The 26,627-nt window shown below is 42.8% G+C and carries 20 protein-coding genes; 15 read left to right on the forward strand and 5 right to left on the reverse strand.

Annotated features, from left to right (window positions below; genetic code table 11):
• The first annotated feature begins 215 nt into the window (after nt 1–215).
• On the forward strand, nt 216–1,481 hold the full coding sequence (locus L7D49_RS10530) for an MFS transporter (protein ID WP_238080797.1): 1,266 nt from the start codon (nt 216–218) through the stop codon (nt 1,479–1,481).
• A gap of 202 nt (nt 1,482–1,683) precedes the next feature.
• On the forward strand, nt 1,684–2,097 hold the full coding sequence (locus tag L7D49_RS10535) for a MarR family winged helix-turn-helix transcriptional regulator (protein WP_238080798.1): 414 nt from the start codon (nt 1,684–1,686) through the stop codon (nt 2,095–2,097).
• Nucleotides 2,098–2,190: 93 nt separating this feature from the next.
• On the opposite strand, the gene L7D49_RS10540 is transcribed toward L7D49_RS10535, so the two are convergent.
• On the reverse strand, nt 2,191–2,631 hold the full coding sequence (locus L7D49_RS10540; protein WP_238080799.1) for a YybH family protein: 441 nt from the start codon (nt 2,629–2,631) through the stop codon (nt 2,191–2,193).
• A gap of 790 nt (nt 2,632–3,421) precedes the next feature.
• Between L7D49_RS10540 and L7D49_RS10545 the strand changes: the two genes are divergently transcribed.
• The 5 genes from L7D49_RS10545 (at nt 3,422) to L7D49_RS10565 (ending at nt 8,701) form a co-directional block, all read left to right on the forward strand.
• Nucleotides 3,422–3,910: a hypothetical protein gene (locus L7D49_RS10545; protein ID WP_238080800.1), complete on the forward strand. Its 489-nt coding sequence runs from the start codon at nt 3,422–3,424 to the stop codon at nt 3,908–3,910.
• 164 nt (nt 3,911–4,074) lie between these two features.
• Nucleotides 4,075–5,175: an S-layer homology domain-containing protein gene (locus L7D49_RS10550; protein ID WP_238080801.1), complete on the forward strand. Its 1,101-nt coding sequence runs from the start codon at nt 4,075–4,077 to the stop codon at nt 5,173–5,175.
• A gap of 50 nt (nt 5,176–5,225) precedes the next feature.
• Complete coding sequence (locus L7D49_RS10555) at nt 5,226–6,674, forward strand: S-layer homology domain-containing protein (RefSeq protein ID WP_238080802.1); 1,449 nt, start codon at nt 5,226–5,228, stop codon at nt 6,672–6,674.
• Between the two features lie 229 nt (nt 6,675–6,903).
• The gene (locus tag L7D49_RS10560; RefSeq protein WP_238080803.1) at nt 6,904–7,431 is read left to right on the forward strand and encodes an RNA polymerase sigma factor; all 528 of its coding nucleotides are present in this window, start codon (nt 6,904–6,906) and stop codon (nt 7,429–7,431) included.
• A complete protein-coding gene (locus tag L7D49_RS10565) occupies nt 7,424–8,701 on the forward strand; it encodes a DUF4179 domain-containing protein (RefSeq protein ID WP_238080804.1) in 1,278 nt (425 codons plus the stop codon). The genes L7D49_RS10560 and L7D49_RS10565 overlap by 8 nt, the downstream gene beginning before the upstream one ends.
• 218 nt (nt 8,702–8,919) lie before the next feature.
• On the opposite strand, the gene L7D49_RS10570 is transcribed toward L7D49_RS10565, so the two are convergent.
• Nucleotides 8,920–9,597: a hypothetical protein gene (locus L7D49_RS10570; RefSeq protein ID WP_238080805.1), complete on the reverse strand. Its 678-nt coding sequence runs from the start codon at nt 9,595–9,597 to the stop codon at nt 8,920–8,922.
• Nucleotides 9,598–9,946: 349 nt separating this feature from the next.
• Here L7D49_RS10570 and L7D49_RS10575 point away from each other — a divergent pair, with 349 nt between their 5' ends.
• Entirely contained in the window at nt 9,947–11,884 is a 1,938-nt protein-coding gene (locus L7D49_RS10575) for a DUF2207 domain-containing protein (protein ID WP_238080806.1), read from the forward strand.
• Nucleotides 11,885–12,177: 293 nt separating this feature from the next.
• Here L7D49_RS10575 and L7D49_RS10580 read toward each other — a convergent pair whose 3' ends face one another.
• The gene (locus L7D49_RS10580; protein WP_238080807.1) at nt 12,178–12,540 is read right to left on the reverse strand and encodes a hypothetical protein; all 363 of its coding nucleotides are present in this window, start codon (nt 12,538–12,540) and stop codon (nt 12,178–12,180) included.
• Between the two features lie 584 nt (nt 12,541–13,124).
• Between L7D49_RS10580 and L7D49_RS10585 the strand changes: the two genes are divergently transcribed.
• From L7D49_RS10585 to L7D49_RS10610, 6 genes are all read left to right on the forward strand, one after another.
• The gene (locus tag L7D49_RS10585; protein ID WP_238080808.1) at nt 13,125–15,056 is read left to right on the forward strand and encodes a DNA/RNA helicase domain-containing protein; all 1,932 of its coding nucleotides are present in this window, start codon (nt 13,125–13,127) and stop codon (nt 15,054–15,056) included.
• An 89-nt stretch (nt 15,057–15,145) separates the two neighbouring features.
• A complete protein-coding gene (locus L7D49_RS10590; protein WP_238080809.1) occupies nt 15,146–15,727 on the forward strand; it encodes a hypothetical protein in 582 nt (193 codons plus the stop codon).
• Nucleotides 15,728–15,902: 175 nt separating this feature from the next.
• Nucleotides 15,903–16,319, forward strand: a complete 417-nt coding sequence (locus L7D49_RS10595) for a (deoxy)nucleoside triphosphate pyrophosphohydrolase (protein ID WP_238080810.1) — start codon at nt 15,903–15,905, stop codon at nt 16,317–16,319.
• On the forward strand, nt 16,292–19,429 hold the full coding sequence (locus tag L7D49_RS10600) for a DEAD/DEAH box helicase (protein WP_238080811.1): 3,138 nt from the start codon (nt 16,292–16,294) through the stop codon (nt 19,427–19,429). The genes L7D49_RS10595 and L7D49_RS10600 overlap by 28 nt, the downstream gene beginning before the upstream one ends.
• A gap of 251 nt (nt 19,430–19,680) precedes the next feature.
• Nucleotides 19,681–20,754 carry an NERD domain-containing protein gene (locus L7D49_RS10605; protein WP_238080812.1) on the forward strand — a complete coding sequence of 358 codons (1,074 nt, stop codon included), beginning with the start codon at nt 19,681–19,683 and terminating at the stop codon, nt 20,752–20,754.
• Nucleotides 20,755–20,947: 193 nt separating this feature from the next.
• Nucleotides 20,948–21,754: a DUF3800 domain-containing protein gene (locus tag L7D49_RS10610; protein ID WP_238080813.1), complete on the forward strand. Its 807-nt coding sequence runs from the start codon at nt 20,948–20,950 to the stop codon at nt 21,752–21,754.
• Between the two features lie 620 nt (nt 21,755–22,374).
• Here L7D49_RS10610 and L7D49_RS10615 read toward each other — a convergent pair.
• Together L7D49_RS10615 and L7D49_RS10620 are read right to left on the reverse strand one after the other, a co-directional pair.
• Entirely contained in the window at nt 22,375–22,950 is a 576-nt protein-coding gene (locus L7D49_RS10615) for a restriction endonuclease (RefSeq protein WP_238080814.1), read from the reverse strand.
• Between the two features lie 85 nt (nt 22,951–23,035).
• Nucleotides 23,036–23,215: a hypothetical protein gene (locus tag L7D49_RS10620; RefSeq protein WP_238080815.1), complete on the reverse strand. Its 180-nt coding sequence runs from the start codon at nt 23,213–23,215 to the stop codon at nt 23,036–23,038.
• Nucleotides 23,216–23,804: 589 nt separating this feature from the next.
• Here L7D49_RS10620 and L7D49_RS10625 point away from each other — a divergent pair.
• On the forward strand, nt 23,805–26,543 hold the full coding sequence (locus tag L7D49_RS10625) for an AAA domain-containing protein (RefSeq protein WP_238080816.1): 2,739 nt from the start codon (nt 23,805–23,807) through the stop codon (nt 26,541–26,543).
• Nucleotides 26,544–26,627: the final 84 nt, after the last annotated feature.

Genomic DNA, 26,627 nt, shown 5'->3' on the forward strand with positions numbered 1-26,627 from the left:
TTTGCTTACGAGATGGTTCGGTACGTAATACGGAAAACACGATATCCGTTGTAATAGAGTTGCACGGGAATTACGATAGAGTCTTGAATGAAACAATGTTATATCTAAATAACATTTAAGGTTTTTTAGAAATGAATTAAACAGCCTTGCCTTTTAGAGGCAAATAGATTTTTAGGCAATGCCATTAAAAGTTAGTTCAGAAAGGATAAAAATAAATGAAACAAACATCGAAATTTCATTACGCGTGGATCATTCTGATTGCGATCAGTTTGATCGTCGGGATTGGTAAAGGAGCTGTTAATAACACAGCTGGACTTTTCCTGACGGCTGTAACCAATGATCTTGGCATCGGGATGGGGAAATTATCCCTCTACTTCAGTATTTCTGCAGTCGTGACCATGGTCTTCTTGCCGATTGCCGGAAAACTTATGGCGAAGTATGACACACGTCTTGTCTTGTCAGCTGCTATCGTCTTGCAGGCAGGAGCATATGCTTTATTCGGTTTCATGAGTTCCGCTTGGGGCTGGTATCTATTGGCCATTCCTCTCGCGATGGGCGGAGTATTCATTACTGTTATCGCAGGACCTGTTGTCATTAACCAATGGTTCAGGAAAAGTAATGGGCTGGCGTTAGGTGTGCTAAGTGCGGTTGGAGGCGGGCTTGGTGCAATTGCCCAGCCAATCACTGCAAGTTTAATTGGAAATCTTGGTTGGCGCTCGGCTTATATGATAATTGGTGTCGCAGCCATTCTGATCGTCGTGCCGGTTGCTATGATGCTCATCAAACGCTCCCCTCAAGCAAAAGGCATTTTGCCTTACGGTGCACAGGAAGCGACAACAGCAGAAGGCAATCCACAACAAGCTGGCGCAGAAGCTGGCATTGACTTGGCGACAGCCAAAAAATCAGTCGCTCTTTATGCACTGATGGTCTTCTTCTTCCTGATTACATCAATTGCAAGTTTCTCCATGCATATTCCAAAATATCTTATCAATCAAGGATTTGATATTTCGTTTGCAGGAAATGTAATGGGAACTTATATGCTTGGTATCTTAATTGGCTCACTTATACTCGGCTTCTTAGTTGATAAACTGGGATCCAAAATGACAGCCATTTTTGCCATGGTTGCGGGTGCTGTCGCAATCAGTCTGCTTCTCTTTGCAAACAACAGTACAACAGTCATTACAGCAGCTGTCGGGATTTTCGGATTGGTCAGTTCATGCATCGGTATTGTGGCACCGGCACTGGCAACAGATCTATTTGGCAAGAAGGCGTATAGTGAAATCTTTTCCACTGCTTCATTAGGACTTGCCATTTCCTCCATCATTGCATTGCCGGCCTACGGGTTCGTATATGATGCAACAGGAAGCTACACATCTGTACTGTACGCGCTGATCATCATGATCGTTGTGAACATCGTCTGTGTCTTCATTGCATTTGCGAATAAAAAGAAGCTGATTGACCGAGGGCTTTGGACAAATTAATAGCATAGCATAGGGAAAGTAAAATTCGGGTGCGTCATGCCGCAGATTCGGAGAACGATCTCGGCAGAACCATGGTAGACGGATCAATTAAACTAAGATAAGAGAAAATAAGCCCACATTAGGTTTTTCCTAAACTGGGCTTATTTTTATAGAGAAAGTTCTGTATGATAAAGGAACTTACATCTGGAAAGCAGGGAGAAGTATGAAGGAAGAAACAATCTTTGAGATCATTCATAACATGGATAAATTCACGAATAACTTAATCATCCAATGGAATAAAACATTCAATGAGGAGTTAGGCGTCTCTCATATCCTTCTTCTCGGACACTTAATGGTACACGGGAAAAGCCGTCCTTCCGATATCGCGAAAGTGCTCGGACTGACGCCCCCTACTGTCACGCATCTGACAGAAAAGCTTGTGAAAAAGAACCTGGCCGTCCGCTCTACAGATGAGGAGGACCGCCGCATTGTGTATTTATCCATCTCAGACGCTGGGATCGAAATCGTGAAACGTGCCAACCTGGAAGGGCAAGTTCTGCGCAAAAAGCTATTCGAAAAATTATCGCCCGAGGAACAGCAACAAATGCTTCGGATTTACAAGAAGTTGAATTCATGAATAGGTGAGTTGTTTCGAAGTTTGTATCGAGTAAGTAACGGGCTTTGAATTGGAGCCAGGTTCTCTTATAGAACCTGGCATCCAAAGAATTTCTCACTTCGAGTTGAATAGTCCCTTACCGGTTTCCAAGTCAATAGGTAAGGAGGAATGTTCATGTGCTATTGCCCAAGTGTCATTCTCTTTTCTTAAACCGAATGTGAAACGATTCGTCATTTGGCGAAGTTTTTCTCCAGAATCTTCTTGGTAGGCAGCAAAAGTAACAGCACAATGAACAAATGCGAGATTTGAATTTTCCTCAATGACGACATCATTCCATTCAACTTTTAGTAAAACGCCATTCTCAGTCAATCCATTAAACCATTCTTCCACATTTCCCCTCCACGAAGAAATACCCTTGCTCTCCCAGTTCCCCCAGCAATCATAAATATGAATTTCAGAAGTGTACATGGATAAGAACTTCTCGACATCTTTTTCTAGAATCGCTGTTTGATAATTGTCGAGTACGTCCTGTATTGTAATAAAATTCTTCGTCATTAAGTTAATCCCCTTTACTCATTTCGATTTGGCAGAGACTTAATTATCCGTTCAGCAGAAAACCTATGATATTCGCCGGCAGTTCGATCCGTTTCGCTTGTCTGATAAATGCAATTACCTCTAATTTTCCATTCCGCCAGTTACAGCAATTTAATGTAAGTTTTATAATACGAGAAATGAACATCTAATTCAAACTATTTTTCCAATTCATACTTACTATCAATCAGTAGCTTAATGGGTACCGGCTGTCGTTTTCCAAAGTTCTTGTATAGGGAACTTAAATTTGTTTCTATATAAGTTGAAATAAATAACTTCCTCTAACCGTTGATTTCCGTTCCGAACGGACGCTTTCCGCGGGCACGGCTTCAGCCAACCGAACAACGAAGGGCTCGATTTGCCGTATTTCTTGCTTTTACAGAAATTAAGGCAGCCTTCACTTCCTGCTCGTAACGCTACGCTTTTACTCGCAAACGTCGTTCTTCGTAACGACGTTCGCTGGAGTCGCCGCTCTGCACTCCAATCAACTAAGTGAACAGGAAAAATAATTAGGTAAACTTATATATATGCATAGGGAGAATAAGATTGGTTGGTTAACATTGGAGATTACTATTCACTCAAGTTATAATGTTAGATAATTCTAAACTTATATTCCGAATGTTATAACGGAATTCATTACTAAAAAAAGAACAAGGTGGAAGTTGAAATGCCGTTATTTGCGATGGCGATCAGATGAGGCATCGGGAGATGTTTCCATGGTGCGCCATCATTCCGTCACGAAGGGGGAATGAATTTGAAACGAAATATAATAGTCTTTCTACTTTTAAGCATTTTTCTATTAGTTGGATGCAGTGAAGTGGAAAGGATCCAGCATATAGAAGCATTCTTCACTGAAACATCCGAAGAAGGTAAGAATGGTTTATTTGAAAAGAACGGTTATGTGAGGGTGAATGCGATTACCACGAGTGAGGAAGGGAAGAACTATATAAAATCAGACAGTAAAACAATTGAAGACTTTTATGATTTACAGGGGAATTATTTGAATACCGAAGTGAAGCATGTAACCACTACGACATCCAAAGTGACACAAACCGGGAACACGAAAATTCGCGACAAGCAGCTTCAGCATCCGTCAACGATACTGATTACTGACAAGGACGTAGAGAACTTTCAAGCACAGAATACGATGGTGTTAGAATATTTCAGCTTAACTTCTTCAATGACGGATGAAGAAAAGGAAGCAGTTAAAGAACATGTTATGTCGTTGACGAAGGATTTCTAAGTAATCGCCTTTGTTGCTGATCAAAACGAACGGAGTGAAGCCGATTTCGTCAGTTTGAAAGAGTTCTTGGGGAAGTTTGTGTAAGAAATTTTGAAACTATTTTTGAAAATCTCCGTCTGTACAGTGCTTATATAGTAGTAGAGGTAGTGATAGGAGGTTTTTCATTGAAGAAAAACAAGATAGTGAGCATGGTGGCAGCGGCTGCTATATTAGTCCCCGCCCTCATTGTTCCGATACGGGCAGAGGCGGATGTAATCAATCCATTTACAGATGTGTCCAAAAACAGCCCGTATTACGAACTCATCCATGAAATGCGGGACCGTCATATTATTAGTGGTTACGAGAACGGAGAATTTAGGCCGACTGAAGTGATTACGCGGAAACATGCGGCTGCGCTCGTTAACCGGGCCGTCAAATTGCCTGCCACGAAGAAGTTCGTTCCGTTCAAGGACGTTTCCCCGAAGAACGCCTTCTATAATGACATCAAGAAATTACAGCAAGCGGGTATCTATGAACCGGATGCAAAAGGCAATTTGAATCCAAATGAACCGATTACCCGGGCTGAGATGGCCAAGGTGCTGACGATTGCTTTTGACCTGAAAGTAAAAGTGAATCTCGATTTTATGGACGTACCGAAGACTCACCCGTCCAGCAAGTATATTCATGCGCTTAATTCCAATGGCATCACAACAGGGAATTATGGTTTCTATGAGCCGGACAAACCGGTGACGAGAATGCATTACGCTGTTTTCTTACAACGGCTATTGCATATGAACGATCCGATTGATCCATCTGAACCGGCGCAACGAATCCGCGGGCAGCTCGCAAAGTTTTCACCAGAGCAACTGGAAAGCGACCCGACCATGGTGGCGGAGGCCATGTCGTCTATGCTGCATCAAAAGGTGACAATGAGTCCTTCAGATTATCTTATTCTTGACGAGCTGGAGGATGGATGGCGAGAAGTGTACTGGGCTGGCAACTCTTTCGGACAAATGGCGGAGGAAAACATCCTCTACTTAAAACGATTTGCGAAGAAAGATTCAATGGAAGAAGCTATATTGAATAAATGGCTCCAAGGTGATTTCTCGCAAGTGATAAAAGATTATGAAGATCTGCAATACATCTACAATCAGGAATACAGCAACTGTACTATATGTGATAGGAACTACAATATCCGAACGAATCGGGCAGAAGAGTATTTTGTTCGGACGTTGTTTGGAGAGGAAGGCTTGCAGCGTCACCGGGAACAGTGGGGGGCGAAGTGAGAGTAAAGCGTTTAATGTGAATCAAACACAATGGAGAGGAGATTAAAAAGATGAAGAAACGACTACTAACGATTGCAGGTGCACTTCTGCTCGCAGGAAGCCTGCCTGTAGCCAGCTTTGCCGCAAGCACGAAACAGTTTTCGGATGTGCCATCAACGAAGCATTTTGCAGAAGCCGTGTACGATCTTGCAGACCGCAATATAATTGGTGGCTATCCGGACGGGACATTTAAGCCGGGCAATCCGATTACAAGGGGGCAGGCCGCCGCCATCATTGCAAAGATGACCAATTTAGACATGGACAATGTCAAAAATCCAGGTTTCAAAGATGTCACGACATCAAACGGTTCATACAAAGCGATCGCAGCCTTGTCGGAGAATGGAATTATTAGCGGCTACGGTGATGGCAAGTTTGGACCGAATGACCCGATTAAGCGGGGACAGATGGCATCGATTCTCGTTAAAGCATTCGATTTGCCTCGCGAATCCGTTACGAACAATCCATTTACTGATATTGATAATTCGCTATCTCACCGAGAGAACATCCTGGCCATTTATGCACTTGGCATTACGACGGGAACTACTCCAACTACGTTCAGCCCGAACGCGCCAATCACGAGAGGGCAGGCTGCGAAGATGCTGAAAGCAACGGAAGAGGCGAAACCGTCAATGCTGACGCTCAAGGCGAGTGATTTAAAATGGACATCCGTACGGGTTGGGCAAACGGACACGGGTAATGGTGTCTTCAAAGTGTTTAAAGTGAATGGCAAAGAAGGATATACCGAGGATAAAATCCAGCTCGTCCCCTTGAAAGAAGGGACTGGCCTATTAAACTTGCTAGGAACACCGATTAAAGGTTCTAATGTGAAGGATTATAAGAAGTACAATGTACATGTGAAAAAGGTAAACGGCGAGCTGCAGCTAACGTTGGAAGAGACTGAGGAAATGGCAGCGACGGAAGTTAAATTATATGGCCATCAAGGGAAAGTCAAAACAATCGCCTTATCAACGATGGAAGGGAAACAACTGTCCGACCAAGTTCCATTTAAGGAAGAAGAATTCTCTACTGTTTCCATAACGATCGATCAACCTGGCCAATATATTGCGACGCTGAAGCTTGAAGACGGGAAAGAAGTCCGATATGGAATTGAAGCACAAGCGAAGAAAGAACAAACCTATTACGACATCACGGTACTCAAGGAAGAACCGTCAGCCGTGTACAAAGAAATAGCAGAGTACAAAGGCAAATACAAACTTAGTGCAAATTCCGCGGATATTGCTGAAATCACGTTTGACGCGGATACAAATACATTTCACATTAAGGCAACCGGCAAAAAAGAAGGTACCATCTACGTTGACTATGAACAGAGGCTGACCGAAAAGTCGTGCGATGATACGGAGTGCTACTTCTCTGCCTGGTCAGGTCTAATTGTTGGAGTCAAGCAGATGGGGTCCATTGTGAATGTGTTCGTAAAGCGGGATGCGGAGATTGATCATTAAGAAAAAATTAAAACATCAGGTACCTAGTTAATAGGTGCCTGGTGTTTTTTTAAGTTAAATCTATTTAAGCAGTTTCGATAAGCAAAGCCATCCGTGCTCCATCATTTCCTGTATCATCTTATATAAAAGTTGGTAGGATTCAAATACTATGTGAAGCAGCGTAATTAATTTCAAAACAAAAATGAACTTTTCAGCGACATGCTGACTCTTATAGGGGAGAGGTGAGATCGTGAAGGTTGTTCAGTTAGTGAGGAAAGCGAAAAAAGGGAACAAAAAAGCGTTGCTGGAGCTGATTATGGCGCAGCAGGATGACTATTATCGACTCGCCCTGTCCTATATGGGAAATGCCCATGACGCCATGGATGCAATGGAAGAGATGATTGTCAGCTTATACGCGAACATGGGCCAGCTGAAAAAGGAAGAGGCGTTCTATAGCTGGAGCAAAACCATTCTGGTGAATCGCTGCAAGCAAATGCTGAAGAAACAGCAAAAAGTAGTGCTCATAGATGAATGGGAGCCAGCATCTGCAGATGTACATAATCCGTATGAACAAAAGGAACAGCATATGGAACTGCAGGAGATGCTACTGCTAGTGAATGATTACCAGAAAGAAGCCATCGAGTTGAAATACTTTCATGACCTGGACTACGAAACAATTGCCGGCATGACGAATGTGTCGATTGGAACCGTGAAGTCGAGGATCTTTCAAGGGTTGAAGAAAATAAGAGACCAGTATAGGGGTGAGACCCATGAATGAATTCGAAAAACGATTAAAGGAAGAGAGACAGCGCATGGAATCGGTAACGGCGCCACCGGAATTGGAAGGACGGCTCTGGCAGGCATTAGAAGCAGCTCCTGCTCCCGTCAAAAAGAAGCCGAAACCCAAATGGCCTATGGCAGTTGCTGCGTTCCTGCTCGTCTGTCTCATTGGCTATAACTACAATGGATTGGCCTATTACGGAAAGAAAATCATAGGATTTGATGAACTTATGAGCGGCACATTGGCCGAACTGAATGACAAAGGAATGGGGCAGACGATCGGAGAACAGGTGCAGCTCGAGGACGGCACAACTTTGAAGGTCGATGGCATTATGACAGACGCTAATCAATTAATTCTCTATTACACGCTTTCGAACGTGAAAGACATGGAGCACGACATCTCCTTTGGGAAAATTACAGGTTTCTTAACGGATTCCAACAGAGGGAATGGAATGTCGAGCTTCAATGAAGAGAAATCTGAAATTAAAGGCCAGCTCTCTTTCGACCCGGTCAGCCCGTTTGCGAAGAAACTGACCTTGGAAGTGGAGAAATCGACGGATGACGGCCAATGGGTAACGAGCACAATCACATTCCCATATGATCCGAACCAAGCCATGCAAACCGAAATCAAACAAAAGTTAATGAAGAAAGTGAAAGTCGACAAAGGAACCATCACCTTTAAAACAATCACTGCCACCCCGACCATCACCATCATCAAAGGATCAGTGAACGTAGAAAATCTCGACCGGGTCCAACTCCCGTTTGAACAAGTGGTCCTGCGTGCCAACGGAAAAGAAGTACAACAAATAGGTACCGGAACACACTCTTCCATAGGCGGCACCAAATTTGAAATTAGTTTCGATGCGCTGCCAAAGAAAGTCGATTCCTTAGAACTCGTCGTCAAGGAATTCGTCGGCTACACAAAAGTCGATGAAACCATTCCGCTACACCCAATTCAAAATCAAGCCTTTCAATTGAAAGGAGAAGACCTATGGGTGAAAGACGTGAAGAAAACGGAAGAAGGAGTTCTCATTACGATTGCCTCTGATGTAGATGTCCTCTTGGACGGCGTAACGATCGAGGGCGAGGGAGGGGAGGTTCCTCTGAAAACGACGATTCGTCAAGATTATAAGGAGCTTGATGATGGAAGGATGGTTAAGGAGCGGACTTTGTTGTTCGAGACGGATGTCGTGCCGGATACGTTGAGTGTGAAGGGGATGCATCATATGAAGTTGGTTGATGAGGTGGTTGAGATTTTGGTGGAGTAGCAGAAAGCTTGTAGGCTTGTATGCGGGTACATGTGCCAGAAACATTCATATTCAACCAATTCTAATGAAAATAAGTCGAGTGCAATAAGGAAAAACGTTGAACAACTGATTGAGGATATTAAGAAAATCGGCCGATAACGAAAAGTCGGTCATCAAAAGTGCCAGGTTCTTAAGAAACAAAGGAACCTGGCACTTTTCCTGCTGGCAAGCTGGGGGATTCATTTTTCTTCAATAAAAACAGGGAAGTCGTGTTCAAAAATCGTTTGGAAGGAAGCAAGCTTTGCTTCAGCCTCTTCAATTGTTTCATAAGTACCCAGCTCCATATAAAAGCTGCTCTCCTCTGTATTAAAAGGATCACCGCTTTCACGCAAGTAGCGGATCCCTTCTTCTTCATAGACCCTCTCTTCCATATTGCCAAGTTCATGTCCGAGTGGATAGGCGTCCGTCCGAATCGTATAGAAAGGATCGTTTCCTTCTTCAACAGGTAGCTGCAGAATACTTACAACTACTTCTGCTGGATCTGCATATTCGCGGATCTGATAATGGACAGGGGCGCTAAACACAATCACAAAACGCCAAGCGGAGTCATCGTGCGTCATAACCCAATAGGCATCTTCAACCAAATCACTTTTCTGTAAAGCTGAAAAATCCCTAGCGTCAAACGCTCGTACGCCGTGCATCGTAAAAGACATGGTGTACGGTTGTTCTTGTACGCTCACATTGAAATAAGGGGCAACGAGCTGTGGTTTCTGAGTTGACGCATCACTTCGCTGCGTAAAACCGATATGAATATGCTCGACGTGCTCATCTTTTTCTAACGTAATGGTACGAATGTTGACGTTATCTGTAATCTCTCCACCAGACCCCTTGCCATCTTCGAAAGATACTTCTTTCACTAAGTTTCCAGTTATGTTTGAAGGCGGTAGCATATCTATAGCTACTTCCGAAGATTTATCTGAAACTGTGCTGCAACCCACGCATATGAAAAGAACGGATAATAAGGTGAAGATCTTCATGTACCGCGCCCCTTTTTAAAATATTGGAAACGTTTACTGATATCTCTATCTTAGACGTTTACTATATGAAAGACAATACGATTCCTGCCTCCTGACGAGTGGTTAACCGGCAAAAGTACATAAGAAAAGGAACCACTCAGCTGTCTTGTCGGGCAGTAGAGAGTGTTCAATGATTAGTGAAACTATGTTGCCTGTTGTCTCGTATGAAAAAGTAGGGAGGAGGGATGAATTGAAGAAAATAGTTAGCGTCCTATGTCTGCTTCTTTTATTGACGATCGTCCGATCACCGTTTGCAAGCGCGAAATCATTTTCAATCGATCAGGTCGATATCAACGCATATGTGTTGGATAATGGTGATCTGTACGTTGAAGAATTATTCACATATACCTTTTCAGGCGCATATAACGGAACCACGCGAACGATCGGGAACGAAAACCACGCGGGCGTCCAGTATTTCGAAGGCTATCTTGTACCGATGGATACGGACCTGACGCGTTATGACAATAGCACGTTTGCACCGCTACAAGTAAAGCGGGAGGACTTGACGTTCAAAATCCATACCCCTTCCGAGAATGAACAGAAGAAAGTGTTTTATCGTTATTTGATCAGCGGGGCCGCCAAAAAATATCAAGACACCGGGCAACTCTATTGGCGCTTCTTTGATGATATGAACGATACGGACTTACACAACCTTCGTATTCGATTCATATTATCGGGAGATAAGGATGCGACATTGGCAGGGAAGGCGTATCTTCATAGCTTCACAGGCAAATTAACAAAATCCGATGCCAAAGGATTCGTCTATACGACAGACGAATTGGAAGCGTACAACAAGGTGGAAATCCGCTTTTTATTCCCTGAAACATTCTTGAAGAATGTCCCCTATACCCGTGACTCGCCCATGTTAGCAGAATTTGCGGCGGAGGAGGCCGCCTACGCTGATTGGATGAGGAAAAGAGAAAAAGCCCTTCCAATGGTCGGAGGACTTAACATCTTCTTCTTGGGAACTGCACTTTTATTATTGATCATCGCTATTCTGTATCCACGGCGTCTGTACCGGCTATTATTATCGAAACCGCGGATCCATCAACTAGAAGAGATAGACTCGTTTCTTCTAGCGATCCTCGAACGAAAAGGGAAAGTCAAACCGGACGCCATTTCCGCGGCTTTGTTGCGACTTCGCCAAAAAGGGATTGTCACGATGGAGAAGGTTCCGTCAAACGCCATCTACAGAGGTGATTACAACGCTCCGGATTACACATTCCGGTTCAAAGTAGTGACGGATACAAGCTCGCTGAATGAGTATGAAAAAGACATGATCGATTGGCTGTTTGAGGAGGATGCGGAGGGGACACTCGCTTTTTCATTGGATCAATTCCCGTTCCTTACAAAACAACAAAGCGAAAAGAATTGGCGGCTCGAATCGGATTATTCCAGTCGGTCCAAACAGCTCATGAAGCGTTTCAAAGAGTGGCAGAAAATCGTGCAAAAAGACCCGGACGTAATGACGTATGTTGCCTCCAATCCCGTGCGCAAGTATCTTATGCTGCTCGGTGTTCCTTTGTGGATCGCCTTTGCAAGTGTGAATCTCTGGATGCTTACAGGGGACCTGGAGGACGTCGGTGTCCTGCTGCTTCTTGTAATAGCAGGAGCTATCGTTTTGTATGTGAAGCGAAACTGGCTGATTGCGCTGCCGCTCTATTTTGTGTGGGGAATTATTTGCGTGGAAGGATTATCGGACGGCACGGACGACGTGTACGCATTGTTCGCCATCGGCACCATACTACTATTCATAACGGCATTACTGCTGCCGCTGCGAGATATAAAACGGAAAGCGGCCCGTATTATAAAGGTGCTAAAGCGTTCAAGAAGGACGTCAAGTCAGGGGAGTTTGACTTCCAGCAGGTACTTGGCGGATAAGTGGTATGAGCATGCCATTTCCCTCGGCCTGTTCATCCCGCTCTTTGTAAAGTACACGAAGAACGTGCCGGAGAACTTAGCCTCGCTACCACCAATGACCGTCCACCTGACTGAACTGCTGACCGCGTTTCACTACACGCATCATTATTACTACATCCACATGCACTCGTCCTCGGGATCTGGCGGAAGCTCTGGCGGTAGTGGTGGCAGCGGATCGGGCGGTGGCGGGGGTGCTGGGGCGTTTTGAGATTTAGCGTAGGATAAGAAAAGCTGAATTTCTGCGAAATGTTTAGCTAATTACAGTTACAGCCGCATGAAGAGCGGTTCCATTAGGATTGTTGAGATTTTTTCCTTGAAAAGAGTAACCCCCACTAAATTCCTCGCCAAAGGTAGTGGGGGGTTACTTTTTTTGTTGGTGAAAAGGACGATTTAGTAACCACCCTACGCTAACGCGCAAGTAAGCAGGATAGTTACTTTTCACAAAAATACTCACAGCTTGCCAATCGCTCGCCATGCGGTATTTCAGGGAAACTTGATCGATCAATCAATCATCTCCACGACTTTAGGGTCAAAGGAAGTGAAATGATATGTCCAGCAATCTGAACGTTCTGTCCCGACCTCATGGCCGTTGATACATACTCGGTTCAAACCATCACAACCATCCTGGCCACAACAACCATTCAATCGGCTTTGATCCCAATGGTAGTTGCAATTAATTACGTCATGATTGTTTACAACAATTTCTGTGCTCTTCATATGAGGAAGTACCTTGTCTGTGAAGGAGTAAACCCCTCTCGGCAAATAGTCTTTGCCAGATGCTTCTCGATCCAGTCCGGAAATATCCGTCATTTCCTGCAAGTCATTCGTAACAGCAACACCGCAAGTTTTGCAGTATAATTTCATTTAATTACCTCCTATCTTTATCAATAAAATAAGGTCGAATTAATTACCACAAATTATACACGACAGACACGAATGATTGCCAAGTGAATCATTTTAGAATCCATCATTCTTACTAATACCTATTTACAGGTGGTTGAACACCTACCTTTCGTACAATCAACCATTTGTAATAGGTGTTTTTGTCGTGACTGGAAAAATATTTTCAATCCAAGTATCCTTTTTCGCCAAACCACTTTGTCTACTAAAGACCTGCCGTGAGCTGGCCTAGCGCGTTCTCGACGCCAGCCCCAAAATGGACGTGTCCCTGTATTGTGAAGCGACCGGCAGACAACGAATGGCCAGGAAGATGAAGAAGCAGGCGCTGGTGTGTCCTTGTTATTTTGGGGAAGTGGGGATAATGAAATAGAGCTGAAAATTGTTAATCGATTATAGGGTCCTTTTCTTCTATTTGTAGGATAGATGCGTTTTGCTAAGGAGCTTGCGAATCATGTGGAAATATAAGACAATGGAACTAACTAATTTACTTAAATCTTAGAATCTATTCTTCATGTCAAATTATTCTACTACAAAGCAGGTGTGTAACTGTGATCATCTATGAGTCCACAAAGGAACAATTCGTCGGGGATGTTGTCAATGAACTGCTTATTGATCGCCTTTATAATTCATATCAGGAGAAGATTGGGCGTACCTCGAAAGCAGAAATTCGCTCTTGGGAGAATTCATTGCAAAAAATGTCCAATGTCATGCAAGATGATGAGATCCCGAATGACGCAGCGGTAGCCATTGAGTTCAACATTCCCAATACATCCAAACGTGTCGATTTCTTAATTGCAGGGAATGACGGCCATCAGGACAATGTCGTCATCGTAGAACTTAAACAATGGGAGGAAGTAGAGAAAGTCTCAACGAGAGATGCGATTGTCAGAACGTATCTTGGGAACGCAGTGAGGGAGACGACCCACCCCTCGTATCAGGCATGGTCGTATGCAGCGCTTATCGAGGATTTTAATGAAAATGTTCAGGAGAAAGAGATCCAACTAAAACCCTGTGCCTACTTACATAATTACAGGAAAACCGAAGACGATCCATTGACGAACGAACATTATAAGCATCACCTCGATAAAGCTCCTGTCTTCACGAAAGGGGAAATCCAGAAATTACGCTCGTTCATCAAGAAATATATCCGCAAAGGCGATCAGAACCATTTAATCTATCAGATTGAAAACGGCCGTATACGCCCGTCCAAATCACTACAGGACGCACTAAATAATATGCTTAAAGGAAACGATGAATTCATCATGATCGATGAGCAGAAGGTGTTTTATGAAGAGGCATTTCAACTTGCCCTGGAAGCAGTTAAAACGGATAAGAAGCATGTCATGATTGTGGAAGGAGGGCCGGGCACCGGAAAGTCAGTCCTAGCGATTAATTTGCTGGTCAACCTCATTGACCAAGGACTTGTATCCATGTATGTGACAAAGAACTCGGCACCTAGGCATATCTATTCCACAAAGCTGAAAGGTGATTTTAAGAAATCCCATATTGACAATCTGTTCAAAGGGTCAGGTAGTTTTACAGAAGTAGGCGATAATGAATTTGATGCACTGATTGTTGATGAGGCACATCGGCTGAACGAAAAATCCGGCCTATACCGGAACAAAGGCGAAAACCAGGTGAAAGAGCTGATCAAAGGTTCAAAGTTCACCCTCTTTTTCATAGATGAAAATCAAAAAGTCACTTTAAGCGATATTGGCAGCATAGACCTAATCAAGCAATATGCCAAAGAATACAACGCTGAAGTCGTTTCATGCGAACTCACCTCCCAATTCCGCTGCGACGGATCGGATGGCTATATCGCATGGCTGGACGATGTGCTGCAAATCAGGAATACTGCAAACAAAAACGACCTAGGCATGGATTATGACATCAGGCTCTATGATGACCCGAATGAAATGCTGGCGGAGATTGAACGGCTGAACGAGAAAAACAATAAATCTCGAGTGATGGCAGGCTATTGCTGGGAATGGCCAAAGAAAAATCGGCAAGAAGTCAACCACCTCGACATTACAATTCCAGAGCACGATTTCGGCATTAGCTGGAACATTGAAAACACATGGGCTATCGAAAATTCATCCGTCAGGGAAGCGGGCTGCATCCACACGGCTCAGGGATTGGAGTTCGACTATGTTGGCGTTATCATTGGTGATGACATGCGATTTGAAGATGGTGAAATCATTACAGATTTCACAAAACGAGCAAAGACAGACCAATCGTTAAGGGGCATTAAGGGAATTGCAAAGGAAGATCTAGATAGAGCCCATGAATTGGCAGACCCGATTATTCGAAATACGTATCGAACACTTATGACGCGTGGGCAGAAGGGGTGTTTTGTGTTTTGTACGGATACTACTTTGCAGAAGTATTTAGCGGAGCGGTTGGAGAGAGTTATTTTGCATCGGAAAGAGCGGGAGAAGTTGTTGTATTTGGTGGATGAGGGGGAGGAATATCTTGTTTGATATTATTACCAAGGCTCATCTTAAATTTTGACCTAAGAGGGATATTCTCTTTTAAAGAAATATATTAAGGGAAGGGGAGACTATAAAAGATGAAAGCAATTGTGAAATCTATACAATTTTTAACGGCTCTCTTAATCCTTACAGGAATAGGATATGGAATATGGTATATTATCAATTTAATTTGGAGAGCATTTTCCGATTTGAACGATGGAATAGTTGCTGCAATAGTCACGGCAACGGCAACATTTTTGGTAACTCTTTTATCAATAATTTTGGGAAAAAGCTATGAGAGAAAATTATTAATTGAAAAAGAGATGAGAGACAAAAAAATCCCGGTATATAATGAATTTATTGAATTTATTTTTAAAATATTAAATTCAAGTAAGACTAATAACCAACTGAGCGAAAAAGAAATGACTGACTTTGTCATTAACTTCACAAAAGAGATATTAATTTGGGGATCTGATGATGTAATTTTTCAGTGGTCAAAATACCGAAAAAGCGCATTGGAAAATGCAATGAACGGATCTAATATCGATTCAATGTTCGAACTTGAAAAGTTATTAATTGCAATAAGAAAGGACACCGGACATAAAAAATCGAAAATTGAAAGAGGAGAACTATTAAGATTGTTCATTAACGATATAGATAAGTATATACATCCAAAATAAGGTATTTAAAAAAGCAGGAGTTGAAGGGAGGAATAAAAAATTGTATATAGATAAACTAAAACTAAAAAACTTCACAGCAATAAAAGAACTTGACTTACCCTTTTAGTGGAATGGAAAGAAGCTGTGCAGAGATTCTTATCCAACAAGTAGAGACGAGAAACTAGAGGTGACCACCATGCCAACCCCCATCCACGTCGTAGCCGCAATCATCCACAACACCCAAGGCGAAATCCTCTGCGCCCGCCGCTCACCCCATATGCCGCTCTCCGGCTATTGGGAGTTCCCAGGTGGGAAAGTGGAAGAAGGAGAATCGCCGCAAGATGCGTTAATCCGAGAAATTCAGGAGGAACTAGCCTGCACCATAGAGGTAGGTTCGTTCGTAGAAGATACCATCCATTCGTACGAAACATTTTCCATCCGCTTAGAAACGTACTTTGCACAGATCCAAGAGGGCACGCCAAGCGCAAAAGAACATAGTGAACTAAGGTGGGTTCCATGGCAAGAGCTTCGGTCGCTGGATTGGGCGCCAGCAGATTTACCAGCTGTAGAAAGGGTGATAGAGGTATGCGAGAAGGGTTATATGAACAGCTGATCAATGCGCAAGTGAAAGCCGAGTTGCTGGCATTACCTGACCTAGAATTTGCTGTGGAGACTGGGAAGTTAGACGAAGCGGAAGCTCCCGCCTTACTATCAAGTTATATTTCGTCTGTCACGAAGCTTGCGTTGTCACATATCCGTGAGGAGAAAGGTCAAGACGAGGCGCTTCTTCGCCAGGTGCAGGCTTGTAATAAGATGATTGATGTCTTGCAGCGTACTTTGGATGATGAAGCATTCGCGGCGCTAAAGATCGATGAGCAGGCGGAGATGCTGCTTTCGTTATATAAGACGCTTAACACGACGCGAGCTCTTTCCACGCAAAAGGTACTGCGGCCGGTAACACCGTTATCGCAGAGTTCGTTGTTTACGGGATCTCACGCGGAGCCGAATATGCTGGAGGAGTTGAAGAAAGAGATTCAGACGTCGGATGAAATTGAATGGCTTGTGTCGTTTGTGAAGTGGTCTGGTTTACGGATTATCTTAGAAGACTTGAAGCAATTCACTGAACGCGGTGGACGTCTGCGGGTAATTACGACATCTTATATGGAAGCGACCGATTTGAAAGCGCTTCAGGCGTTGAGTCAGCTATCGAATACTGAAGTGCGTGTATCGCTTGATAAAGAGCGGACCCGGCTGCATGCGAAGGCGTACTTGTTTAAACGATATACAGGGTTTAGTACAGCGTACATAGGATCGTCAAATCTCTCAAATCCAGCGTTGACGTCGGGGCTCGAGTGGAATTTGAAGGTAACGGAGCAAGATTCGTTTGATATTATTCGGAAGTTTGAGGCTACGTTTGAGAGTTACTGGAATGATGAGGAGTTTAAACGCTTGTTGCCGGAAGATGAGACCAATTGGCAGCTCGTTCGCCGGTCGCTACAGAAAGAACGCGTTGCGGAAGAGAGTGAAGCGTACTTCTTAGACATCCGTCCGTATCATTACCAGCAGGAGATTTTGGATGAGCTAGAAGTAGAGCGGACTGTACATGGTCATATGCGGAATTTGGTCGTAGCTGCGACGGGTGTTGGGAAAACCGTGATTTCGGCGTTTGACTTTAAGCGTTTTCTTGCGAAGACGCCCCATGCGAAGCTTTTATTTATTGCCCATCGGGAAGAGATCTTACAGCAAAGCATGCATACGTTTCGTGCGATTTTGAAAGATGCGAACTTTGGTGAGCTGTTCGTAGGAAAGTATGAGCCGACTCGTTTGGATCATTTGTTTATGAGCATTCAGAGTTGGAATAGCCGAAAGATGATAGAGAAGACGACGGCAGATTTCTACGATTTTATTATCGTCGATGAATTTCATCATGCGACGGCTCCGAGTTATCGTGCGTTGTTAGGGTATTACAAGCCGACTGTTTTGGTTGGTCTCACCGCAACACCAGAGCGGATGGATAACGAAAATATTTTAGAGTACTTTGATGACCGGATTGCATCTGAAATGCGACTGACGGAGGCAATTGATCGGAAGTTGCTTAGTCCGTTTCATTATTTTTGCGTGACGGACAATGTCGATCTTTCCGCGATCAAGTGGACACGCAAAGGCTATGATGTTGAGGAGCTTTCTAATGTCTATACGGCGAATGATCGACGAAGTGATCTGATCATACAAAGCATCCGGAAGTATGTGACGTCAATGGAGGAGGTCAAAGCTCTCGGTTTTTGTGTGTCTGTTGAGCATGCGCTTTATATGGCTCATTATTTTAACCAGAAGGGAATTCCTTCGATGGCGCTGCATGGGGGTTCACCAGATGAGGAACGGCGTGCAGCGAAGCGGAAATTAGAGACGGGTGAAATTCGTTTTGTGTTTGTGGTGGATTTGTATAACGAAGGGGTCGATATTCCGACAGTCAACACGATTTTGTTCTTGCGTCCGACGGAAAGTCTGACAGTCTTCTTGCAGCAACTCGGGAGGGGCTTGCGCTTAGCGGACGGCAAGGAGTGCTTAACCGTTCTCGACTTTGTCGGACAAGCACATGCAGACTATCCGTTTGAGCAGAAGTTCCGAGCACTCGTTGGCCGAACGAAGCACTCCATCCGGCATTATGTGGAGAATGGATTTTATCAGTTGCCGAAGGGCTCGGCAATTATACTGGAACGGCAGGCAAAGGAGTACATACTTCGCAATGTGAAGGAAGCGAAGACAACGAAAGCGAACCTTGTGAGCCAGTTGCGTTATTTCGAGGAGGATACGGGAGAGGCTCTGACCTTAGCAAACTTCTTGCGTTATCATCATCTGACGCTTGCTGAGTTTTATGGGAAAGGCAAAAATCGTACGTTCTCTCGGCTGAAAGTAGAAGCTGGTGTGATGGAGGACTTTACGAGTGAGTACGAGGAAGTTGTGGAGAAGCGGATCCATGCGTTGATCCACCTGAATTCAGCGGATTTGCTGCGGTTCTTAATTGACTACGTACGAACCGGCGAAATCTGCGGAGAAGAGCAGCAGCTGATGGTTGGAATGTTGTACTACTCCTTCTTCGGGAAGCCACCTGCAGAGCTGGGGTTTGCCAGTATGGACGACGGGATGCGGCAGTTGCTTACTAGTGACGCTTTGAAGGAAGAAATTCTTGAAGTGCTAGGTGTTTGTCTCGCGAACCTCAAAACGGTCGAAAAGCCATCGCCATTTGAGTATGTATCTCCGCTGCGCGTGCATGCCGAATATACGTCTGACCAAGTGCTCGCGGCGTTCGGCTACTTCAATGAAACGGCGAAGCCGGCGTTTCGGGAAGGGGTCAAGTACTTGGAGGACAAGCAAACAGATATCTTTTTCATCACGTTGAACAAGACGGACAAGGACTTTTCCCCGTCCACGCAATACAAGGACTACGCGATGGGTACGCATTTGTTCCACTGGCAGTCACAGAACCGCACGTCGGTGACGAGTCCAACTGGGCAGAGGTATATTCATCAGCGGACGAACGGGACGTCGATCGCGCTTTTTGTCCGTGAGTATCGGCAGCAGGATGGCTACACTGGACCGTTTACATTTTTCGGGACGGCGGAGTATGTGCGTCATGAGGGGGACCGGCCAATTAGTTTTGTGTGGCGGCTGGATGAGGAGATGCCGGCGAGGATGATTGGTGGGAGTTTGAGTGTGGTGTGAGTTGGAGCCTTATTAACTGGGCCGTTGGAGGGGAATCAAACATCCAACGGCTTTTTAGTATTATACATTAACCATATTTTTCTATCGGGGTTACACTTTAGGGAATATCTTACTGGATATATATGCCCTTTTGCTCGCTTCCATGGTACAATATAATTAGAAAATTCAATAGAAAGTCATGTTCGGAAATACATAATTGCAGAGGCTATCGTCAAGTGAAGGTAATGGTATCGCAGGGAGGGGAAGAAAAAGTGGTATTTGTTAAAAAGCCATTCTTGTCAAGAGTGGTTGCTGCCTTGAAGGATAAAGAAGATTTGAACACACCTGTGATGATCAAAGAAGAGGAATCGATTGATTTAGAGATTGCACGATTGAAGAGAGAATTGGATGGTGGGCATTTTTCTGACAAGAGGGCAAAAGAGCTGAAGAAACAAATTAAGTTATTTGAGATTGGAAAAGCGGGGGAGCAATCGCTGTTATTTGAATTGAAGAACTCATTTCTGCCCATCATGATTTTGCATGATATCCGAAATGAACATAAGGGCTTACAAGCGCAGTTCGATTTTATTGTCGTCACCCGTCATTTCTTTTTGGTCATTGAAGTGAAAAAGTATTATGGGAATATCACGGTCAATGAAAAAGGGGAGTTCATCCGTTCGGTGTACCGTGGACGTCGTCTAATCTCGCAAGAGGGGATGTATAGTCCTGTCCGACAAGTTGAACGGCAAGTGGAAGTGCTGCGATCTATGCTCGTGGATCATGAGGTGATTGAAAAAACGCCAATTCGATATGCGGTTGCCTTCGCAAACGACAAAACGGTTATTAACTTGACAGACGCACCGATGGACGTGAAAGATAAAGTGTTTCGGGCAGATGGAATTGTCTCTTTCTTGAAAACTGAATTAACCAAGAAGTCACCTGTTCATTTTGGGGATAATCGTATGCGTGAGTTTGCGGAATACATAAAGTCGCAGCATGTTACGAAGATCGAAGTTGAAGAACAGGATGAAACAGAAGTGAGTTTTTACTTGGAAGAAGCAGTAGCTGAGGAAAATGATAATGTGCATGAAGGAAATGGTTATGCCCCTTTGTCAGATGATGAGCTGGAGACTGTCCTAAAAGAGTTCCGGAAAAATCTTGCGGAAACAAGTGGTCGGAAGGCATTCCATATCTTTACGAATAAAATGATGGCCGAATTGGTTGAAAAAAGGCCGATAACAGTGGAAGAACTCCGGGGAATCAACGGATTTGGGGATAAGAAGATAGGAGATTTTGGTAGGGATTTGATAAGTATTATTCGAAGTCACCAACTTGAGCGTAGGTGAACATATTCAGTCTATTATCTGTTATTTGACATAAGAAAAGCCCAATGTCTGCTACGCAAACAGTGGACTTTTTTAAATATATTCAATCAAGGTCTACTACGCAAACCATAATTAAATATAATATTTAGTGTATGCATAAAACCATTATAGTATGTAAACGAATGGATATCAAGTGTAAAGGATGATTAGATAAATGTGTTATGAAGTAAATGTGTTCTTCGATGAAAGCGGAAAAGCCCAGGAGCCATTACACTTTATGGGGGCTGCTTCAATTCCAAAACATCTGCACGAGAAACATAAAGGCCAGTTAAATTCTATTATAAAAAAACATGATATTCATTGGACTAAGTATAGTGGCCACTACGAGACGGGAAATGCCATTCGAGATTTTATAAAAATCCTGTTAGAAACACCTTTTCTTTTGTCGGCAAATATTATCTCTTACAACATTAACGTAATTGAGAGAAACTCAAAAAATATCAAACCTTTTATGAACGATATCGTAGAGCATACTGTGTATAACAAATTTCCGGAACGAGTGATTTATGGCGTTGTTAGAAAGCATGGAAAACACACAAGAATAAAAGCGGATTTGTTTATAGAGCATGATAATGTTTATGAGCCAACTTCTGGAATATATAGTTTGAAGGAGGATCTCCCAAAGCAATTAAATATTCAAAGTGTATATCGAAATGATACATACATAGTGAGAAATACTGAATACCGACGTAAAAAAGAAGATTTCGGTATTGAGTTTATTGATTTGATTTTAGGCTTTACTAGGTTAATTGTACTAAATAACCCGGTTGCCGCAGGAAGGAACTTTAAAAAACGTGAACTGTTGTATGAACTATTGAAAAAAGATAAATACAATCTATTTTATTTTATGGAGAACATTAAATTGTATGAATGGGATAACAGTAGTTCACAATTGGAACCCATTGACTTTAAGAACTACCTATATACTTTTATTGGTACATCACGCTCACTGGGATTATAAGATTGATGCTCTCTTTCGTCAGAATATCTTTCAGTTCTTTACATATTGCCCAGCGCCTTTCCACCCAGTCTTGCATGGTATACTACAATCAATATCCATCCCAACCACAAATCGCAACCTATACATACATCAAACCGGAGGCAGGGCATGATCACGACGCAAACATTCTAGAGACAGTCGTCTGCAAAACAGGTGAATCCGTCGATCCGCTCGGAAATCAGGAATGAGTTATCCAGAAATGGACTGCTCGGACATACCGGACGCTTGGGAATGTACAAGCAGCGGTCGACTACGATCCATGCCGCCTGAAGATGTCATCAAGCTGGGGTTGAAACCGAAATCCCACAGAAGCTCGCTAACAGTTTCGGACTCGTTGCTGAGCGGTGTGTTGCGGAAAAGATGTTTGATCCAAGACGTCCGGTTCAAGACAGATGGAAAGACGCTGTCAACAAGTGACGGGTACCTGTTCAAGATTAAATTAAGTCAACTCACTATAATTGCATATGCATGAGAACTATTTGAAATGGTTGAATTGATGTGAATGTTTCTGGCGCAGGCACCGTCAAAGATGCCTTTTTTTGGATCTTAACGAATTGTACGGCTACCTATGTAATAATTGCTCATCGTACTCTGCCCTTCTGCACGTATTCTGCAAATTTTCCATATGCCCAATCCAATCCATTCATTACTGAATCTGACCAATTTCTTGGTTTAGTATCCAACCAACTTTCCTTGGCTTTTAACCAATACTGTGCTAGCTCATAGCCATCAATCAACTTAATGCCTTGCTCTGCTGCAAGCTTTTTTGCAGCAGAACTATAATCACTTGTTGTTACAAAATATCCACCGGTGGCATTGTAGCGAACCATGCTTGAATGCAAAATTGCTATTTGAGATCTTTCTATAAGGTTCTCGGGTTTATAACATTTTACTTCAACAACATAGACATCTCGGTTTGGGAGTGTGTGGAAAATATCCACTCCGTCATCACCTGAATGGGGTGTTACCTTTGCTCTGCCGCCTAAAACATTTTCCATAATACTTGCAACAAATATCTCAAAAGCAAAGGGGTTTTCTTCTTTGTTAGGATTAGGTTTTCGGTAAACCATCTTTTTTGGCTTTAGATTATGATCATTCTTAAACCGATGATATATACCCAAGGATAGTGTCTCATACAATTTTTCTTCGCTGTGCATAGCTATAGTCCCTTTCTTTGTATATATATCATATACTCTCCAATCTAGGGGGAATTCAGTACGTTTCCGGAATATAGTGATTCAACTATTCATTTAACAGGGAATCTAGCTGGTCAGAGATAACCCCCAAGATTTTTTCCGTATTTCTTCTTTGCTTAATATCTAGCTGTCTGGCGGTAAAATGTAAGTTATCATTCAAACTACTTAATTCATCTGTTAATTTGTTAATTGCCCTTATAATCTCAAAAGCTGTATCATCACTCATATTATCTCCTCCGAAATTCGTTTACAGCAATGATATGAACCGATTGTAATTCCTATTCTATGGAGCATATATAGTATGTAATGTATGTAACAGAAGTGGAATCGACAATATCACGCAAGCAAGCAAACACATCCTATCTTGTAAAAAGTTCATAAAAAAACGGCTTGAAGAAAAATCGAACAAAGTGCTCCAAGCTCTGTAATAATACATATCCAGAAGAATAACTAAATCGCGAAAACGGATTGCTCCGTAGACCAACAATGGGGTAACTTCATTAACATGGATGGTGTCACCGCGACTCTTTTAAACAAATGATTCGGTATGGATTTCAGGCGAAATGTGAAGTAGACGATATTGGGATCTAATATCAATTGCCCGTCTCTTATTAAACTAGCCGCGTTTTGTCGACAGTTTAGAAGGGTGAATTGGTTTTGAAACCAGTAACGCCTCAATATCCGCCCGTTCATATGGAACATATTACAAGTGTTATGGTACTATTTAATTAAGTGGATTTTTCAGAAAATCAGCAGCGTTTCAAGCAAGTACCCGGGATGCTGTTTACATTTCAAGAAAAAAGGAGGTGAGAGCTTTGGACTCGGACAGGTATCTAATACTCATCAAAAATGAAGATAAAACTGACCAAATCGATTCATGTGAATTTCGAAATGGTAAATGGCAAGTGAAATTCCGGAACACGTATAAATGGTACACATACAGTGAAAAACACGTAGTTAGGTATAGCAACCCCAGCCTGCTTGACCCTTTGAACAGTATTGTATATGCAGATGGACAGCCGGTTTCAGGGATTCAGGCCATACACGATTTTGGATTGTACATAAGACTTGTTTTTAAGAATGGTTTTAAGAAAGCATACATAAGCTCGCAACTTACTATTGAGAATTCCTGCTTGTCCAACACCAATGCGGCTAACTGTTTTGGATATCTAAAGGCATTAGCCGATCAAGTCAGCATCAAGCCAGAGGATGAAAACCTCTCCTTCTTGAGCAAACAGTACAACAGGATGACAGCCATCAGTCCCCAAAGTGCATTGGCAATGTACTTGGAACGAAAAACAGTGACGCGGGAACCTGGGAAGTCACAGGTGATTTTCCCTTTTGGATTTAATGCCAGTCAAAAGTCGGCTGCAGAAAAGGCGATCTGCGGACAAATTAGCGTGATAGCAGGTCCCCCTGGAACAGGCAAGACGCAAACGATCCTAAATATCATTGCAAATGCTGTGCTTAATAACAAGACAGTCGCAGTTGTGTCGAACAATAACTCAGCAACGGCCAACGTATTAGAGAAACTTCAGAAGTACGGTCTGGACTTTATTGCCGCTTATCTGGGGAATCGCGAAAATAAGGAGAGATTCTTTACTGATCAAAGCGGCACCTATCCGGATATGGAAAGTTGGCTGTTAAGTGGTCAGGAACATCAAAGCATTAAGTCAAACTTAGAGGAGTTGATGAACAAACTAAACGAGATGCTTGCCATTAAGAATAAAAGTGCCCAGCTAAAACAGACATTGACCATGCTACGGACAGAATATAAGTACTTTGAAGAATACTATACAAAGAACAACTACAAGGAGCTCCGTTTCAGATCAATCTTTAAACTAGAATCTGACAAGATCATGAAGATCATCATCAAATATAAAGACGACAGTAAAAGTGGAAAGCATACGATTGGGCAAAAGATCTATAATTTCTTCATGCATGGAATTTACAAATCAGATTTATATAAATACGAACCAGAAACTGTTGTTTCATTTCTTCAAAAAAAATACTATGACCTTAAAATAGCTGAACTTGAAAGGGAAATAAAGAATTTAACGGCCAAGCTTGCGAGATACAATTTTGATGCTGCAATGACTGAATTCAGTGAAGAGTCCATGAGGCTATTTAAGTCCAATCTGGTAAAAAAATACGGACAACGTAGTGAACGGAAAGTTTTTTCTAGCGATGTTCTATGGAAAAACACCAGTGAATTTATTAAAGAATATCCAGTTGTCCTAAGCACCACACATTCGTTGCGGAACAATGTTGCGGAAAACTATTTATTCGATTATGTCTTAATCGATGAAGCTTCCCAAGTCGATATTGTTACTGGTGCGTTGGCGCTATCCTGTGCGAAAAATGCTGTTATCGTTGGGGATACAAAGCAACTCCCCAACGTCGTCACAACGGAAGTGAGGGAAAAGGCAAACAGAATCTTTGATACACACAGGCCTCATCCTGGATACAATTACACGGAGCAGAGTTTATTATCTTCCATTGTTACGTTGTTTGAAGATATCCCACGGACCCTATTGAAGGAACATTATCGCTGTCATCCGAAAATCATTGGTTTTTGCAACCAAAAATTCTACAATAACGAACTTGTTGTCTTAACCGAAAACAACGAGATCGAAAAGCCCTTGCTTTTATATCAAACTGTCAAAGGCAACCATGCCAGAGGAACTTTTAATCAAAGGCAGATCGATGTCGTCTTTAATGAAATCCTGTCCGATCAGGAAATCGATGTCCAAGCGCAGTCCTTGGGAATAATCACACCATATCGCCAACAAGCAAATGAATTTCAAAAGAAAATAGGCGAGCAAAATATTGAAGCAGACACCGTCCATAAATTTCAAGGCCGGGAAAAAGACATTATTATTCTATCCACCGTGTCAAATGAAATCGCAAATAATGACTTCGCAGATGATGCCAATCTGATAAACGTCGCTGTATCACGGGCGGTCGATCGACTGATTGTCGTAACTGCAGACGGAAGTGATAATTGGCATGGCACGAATATCGGAGATTTAATCAGATACATAAGGTACAACAACTTCGAAGTTATCGAAAGCGAAATCTATTCGGTGTTTGATCTTTTGTATAAAAGCTATTCTAAACAACTGTTGGAAGTAATGAGGAGAAGCAAAAAGGTATCAGATTACGATTCGGAAAACCTTATGAACATTGTTATCAAAAGAGTCTTGGGTCAAGCAGAATTTAGAAGCCTGGACTATGTACTTCATCAACCTTTGCGAATGCTACTAAAAAATACTGATAAATTAACGGCTGATGAAATTAAGTATTTAATGAATATCTTAACGCACACGGACTTTGTCATCTTTAATCGGTTGGATAAGATGCCGCTGCTTGTTGTTGAAGTGGATGGACACGCCTATCATGCGAATAATCCGAAACAACTTGAAAGGGATAGAATGAAAGATCGGATCCTGCAGAAGTACGGCATTCCCATCATAAGAATGAAAACAACGGGAAGTGAAGAAGAGAAAGTGCTGCGTAATAAACTTGTTGAATTAATGGCCAAGGGAAGTTGATTGCTGGATTCACTCCAAGGGTTGGAGCCGCAAAGATAGAATTTATACTACCAGGAAATAATGGCGCACTTTGCGTTCCGGTAT

The organism is Sporosarcina cyprini, from assembly GCF_022048975.1.
Lineage (GTDB): Bacteria > Bacillota > Bacilli > Bacillales_A > Planococcaceae > Sporosarcina > Sporosarcina cyprini.

Bases quoted from the DNA above. Each gene is read 5' to 3' on its own strand.
- L7D49_RS10530 (WP_238080797.1), top strand. From the start codon at position 216: ATGAAACAAACATCGAAATTTCATTACGCGTGGATCATTCTGATTGCG.
- L7D49_RS10615 (WP_238080814.1), bottom strand. From the start codon at position 22,950: ATGCACAGCGAAGAAAAATTGTATGAGACACTATCCTTGGGTATATAT.
- L7D49_RS10555 (WP_238080802.1), top strand. From the start codon at position 5,226: ATGAAGAAACGACTACTAACGATTGCAGGTGCACTTCTGCTCGCAGGA.
- L7D49_RS10610 (WP_238080813.1), top strand. From the start codon at position 20,948: ATGTGTTATGAAGTAAATGTGTTCTTCGATGAAAGCGGAAAAGCCCAG.
- L7D49_RS10580 (WP_238080807.1), bottom strand. From the start codon at position 12,540: ATGAAATTATACTGCAAAACTTGCGGTGTTGCTGTTACGAATGACTTG.
- L7D49_RS10590 (WP_238080809.1), top strand. From the start codon at position 15,146: ATGAAAGCAATTGTGAAATCTATACAATTTTTAACGGCTCTCTTAATC.
- L7D49_RS10535 (WP_238080798.1), top strand. From the start codon at position 1,684: ATGAAGGAAGAAACAATCTTTGAGATCATTCATAACATGGATAAATTC.
- L7D49_RS10565 (WP_238080804.1), top strand. From the start codon at position 7,424: ATGAATGAATTCGAAAAACGATTAAAGGAAGAGAGACAGCGCATGGAA.
- L7D49_RS10600 (WP_238080811.1), top strand. From the start codon at position 16,292: ATGCGAGAAGGGTTATATGAACAGCTGATCAATGCGCAAGTGAAAGCC.
- L7D49_RS10620 (WP_238080815.1), bottom strand. From the start codon at position 23,215: ATGAGTGATGATACAGCTTTTGAGATTATAAGGGCAATTAACAAATTA.
- L7D49_RS10595 (WP_238080810.1), top strand. From the start codon at position 15,903: ATGCCAACCCCCATCCACGTCGTAGCCGCAATCATCCACAACACCCAA.
- L7D49_RS10540 (WP_238080799.1), bottom strand. From the start codon at position 2,631: ATGACGAAGAATTTTATTACAATACAGGACGTACTCGACAATTATCAA.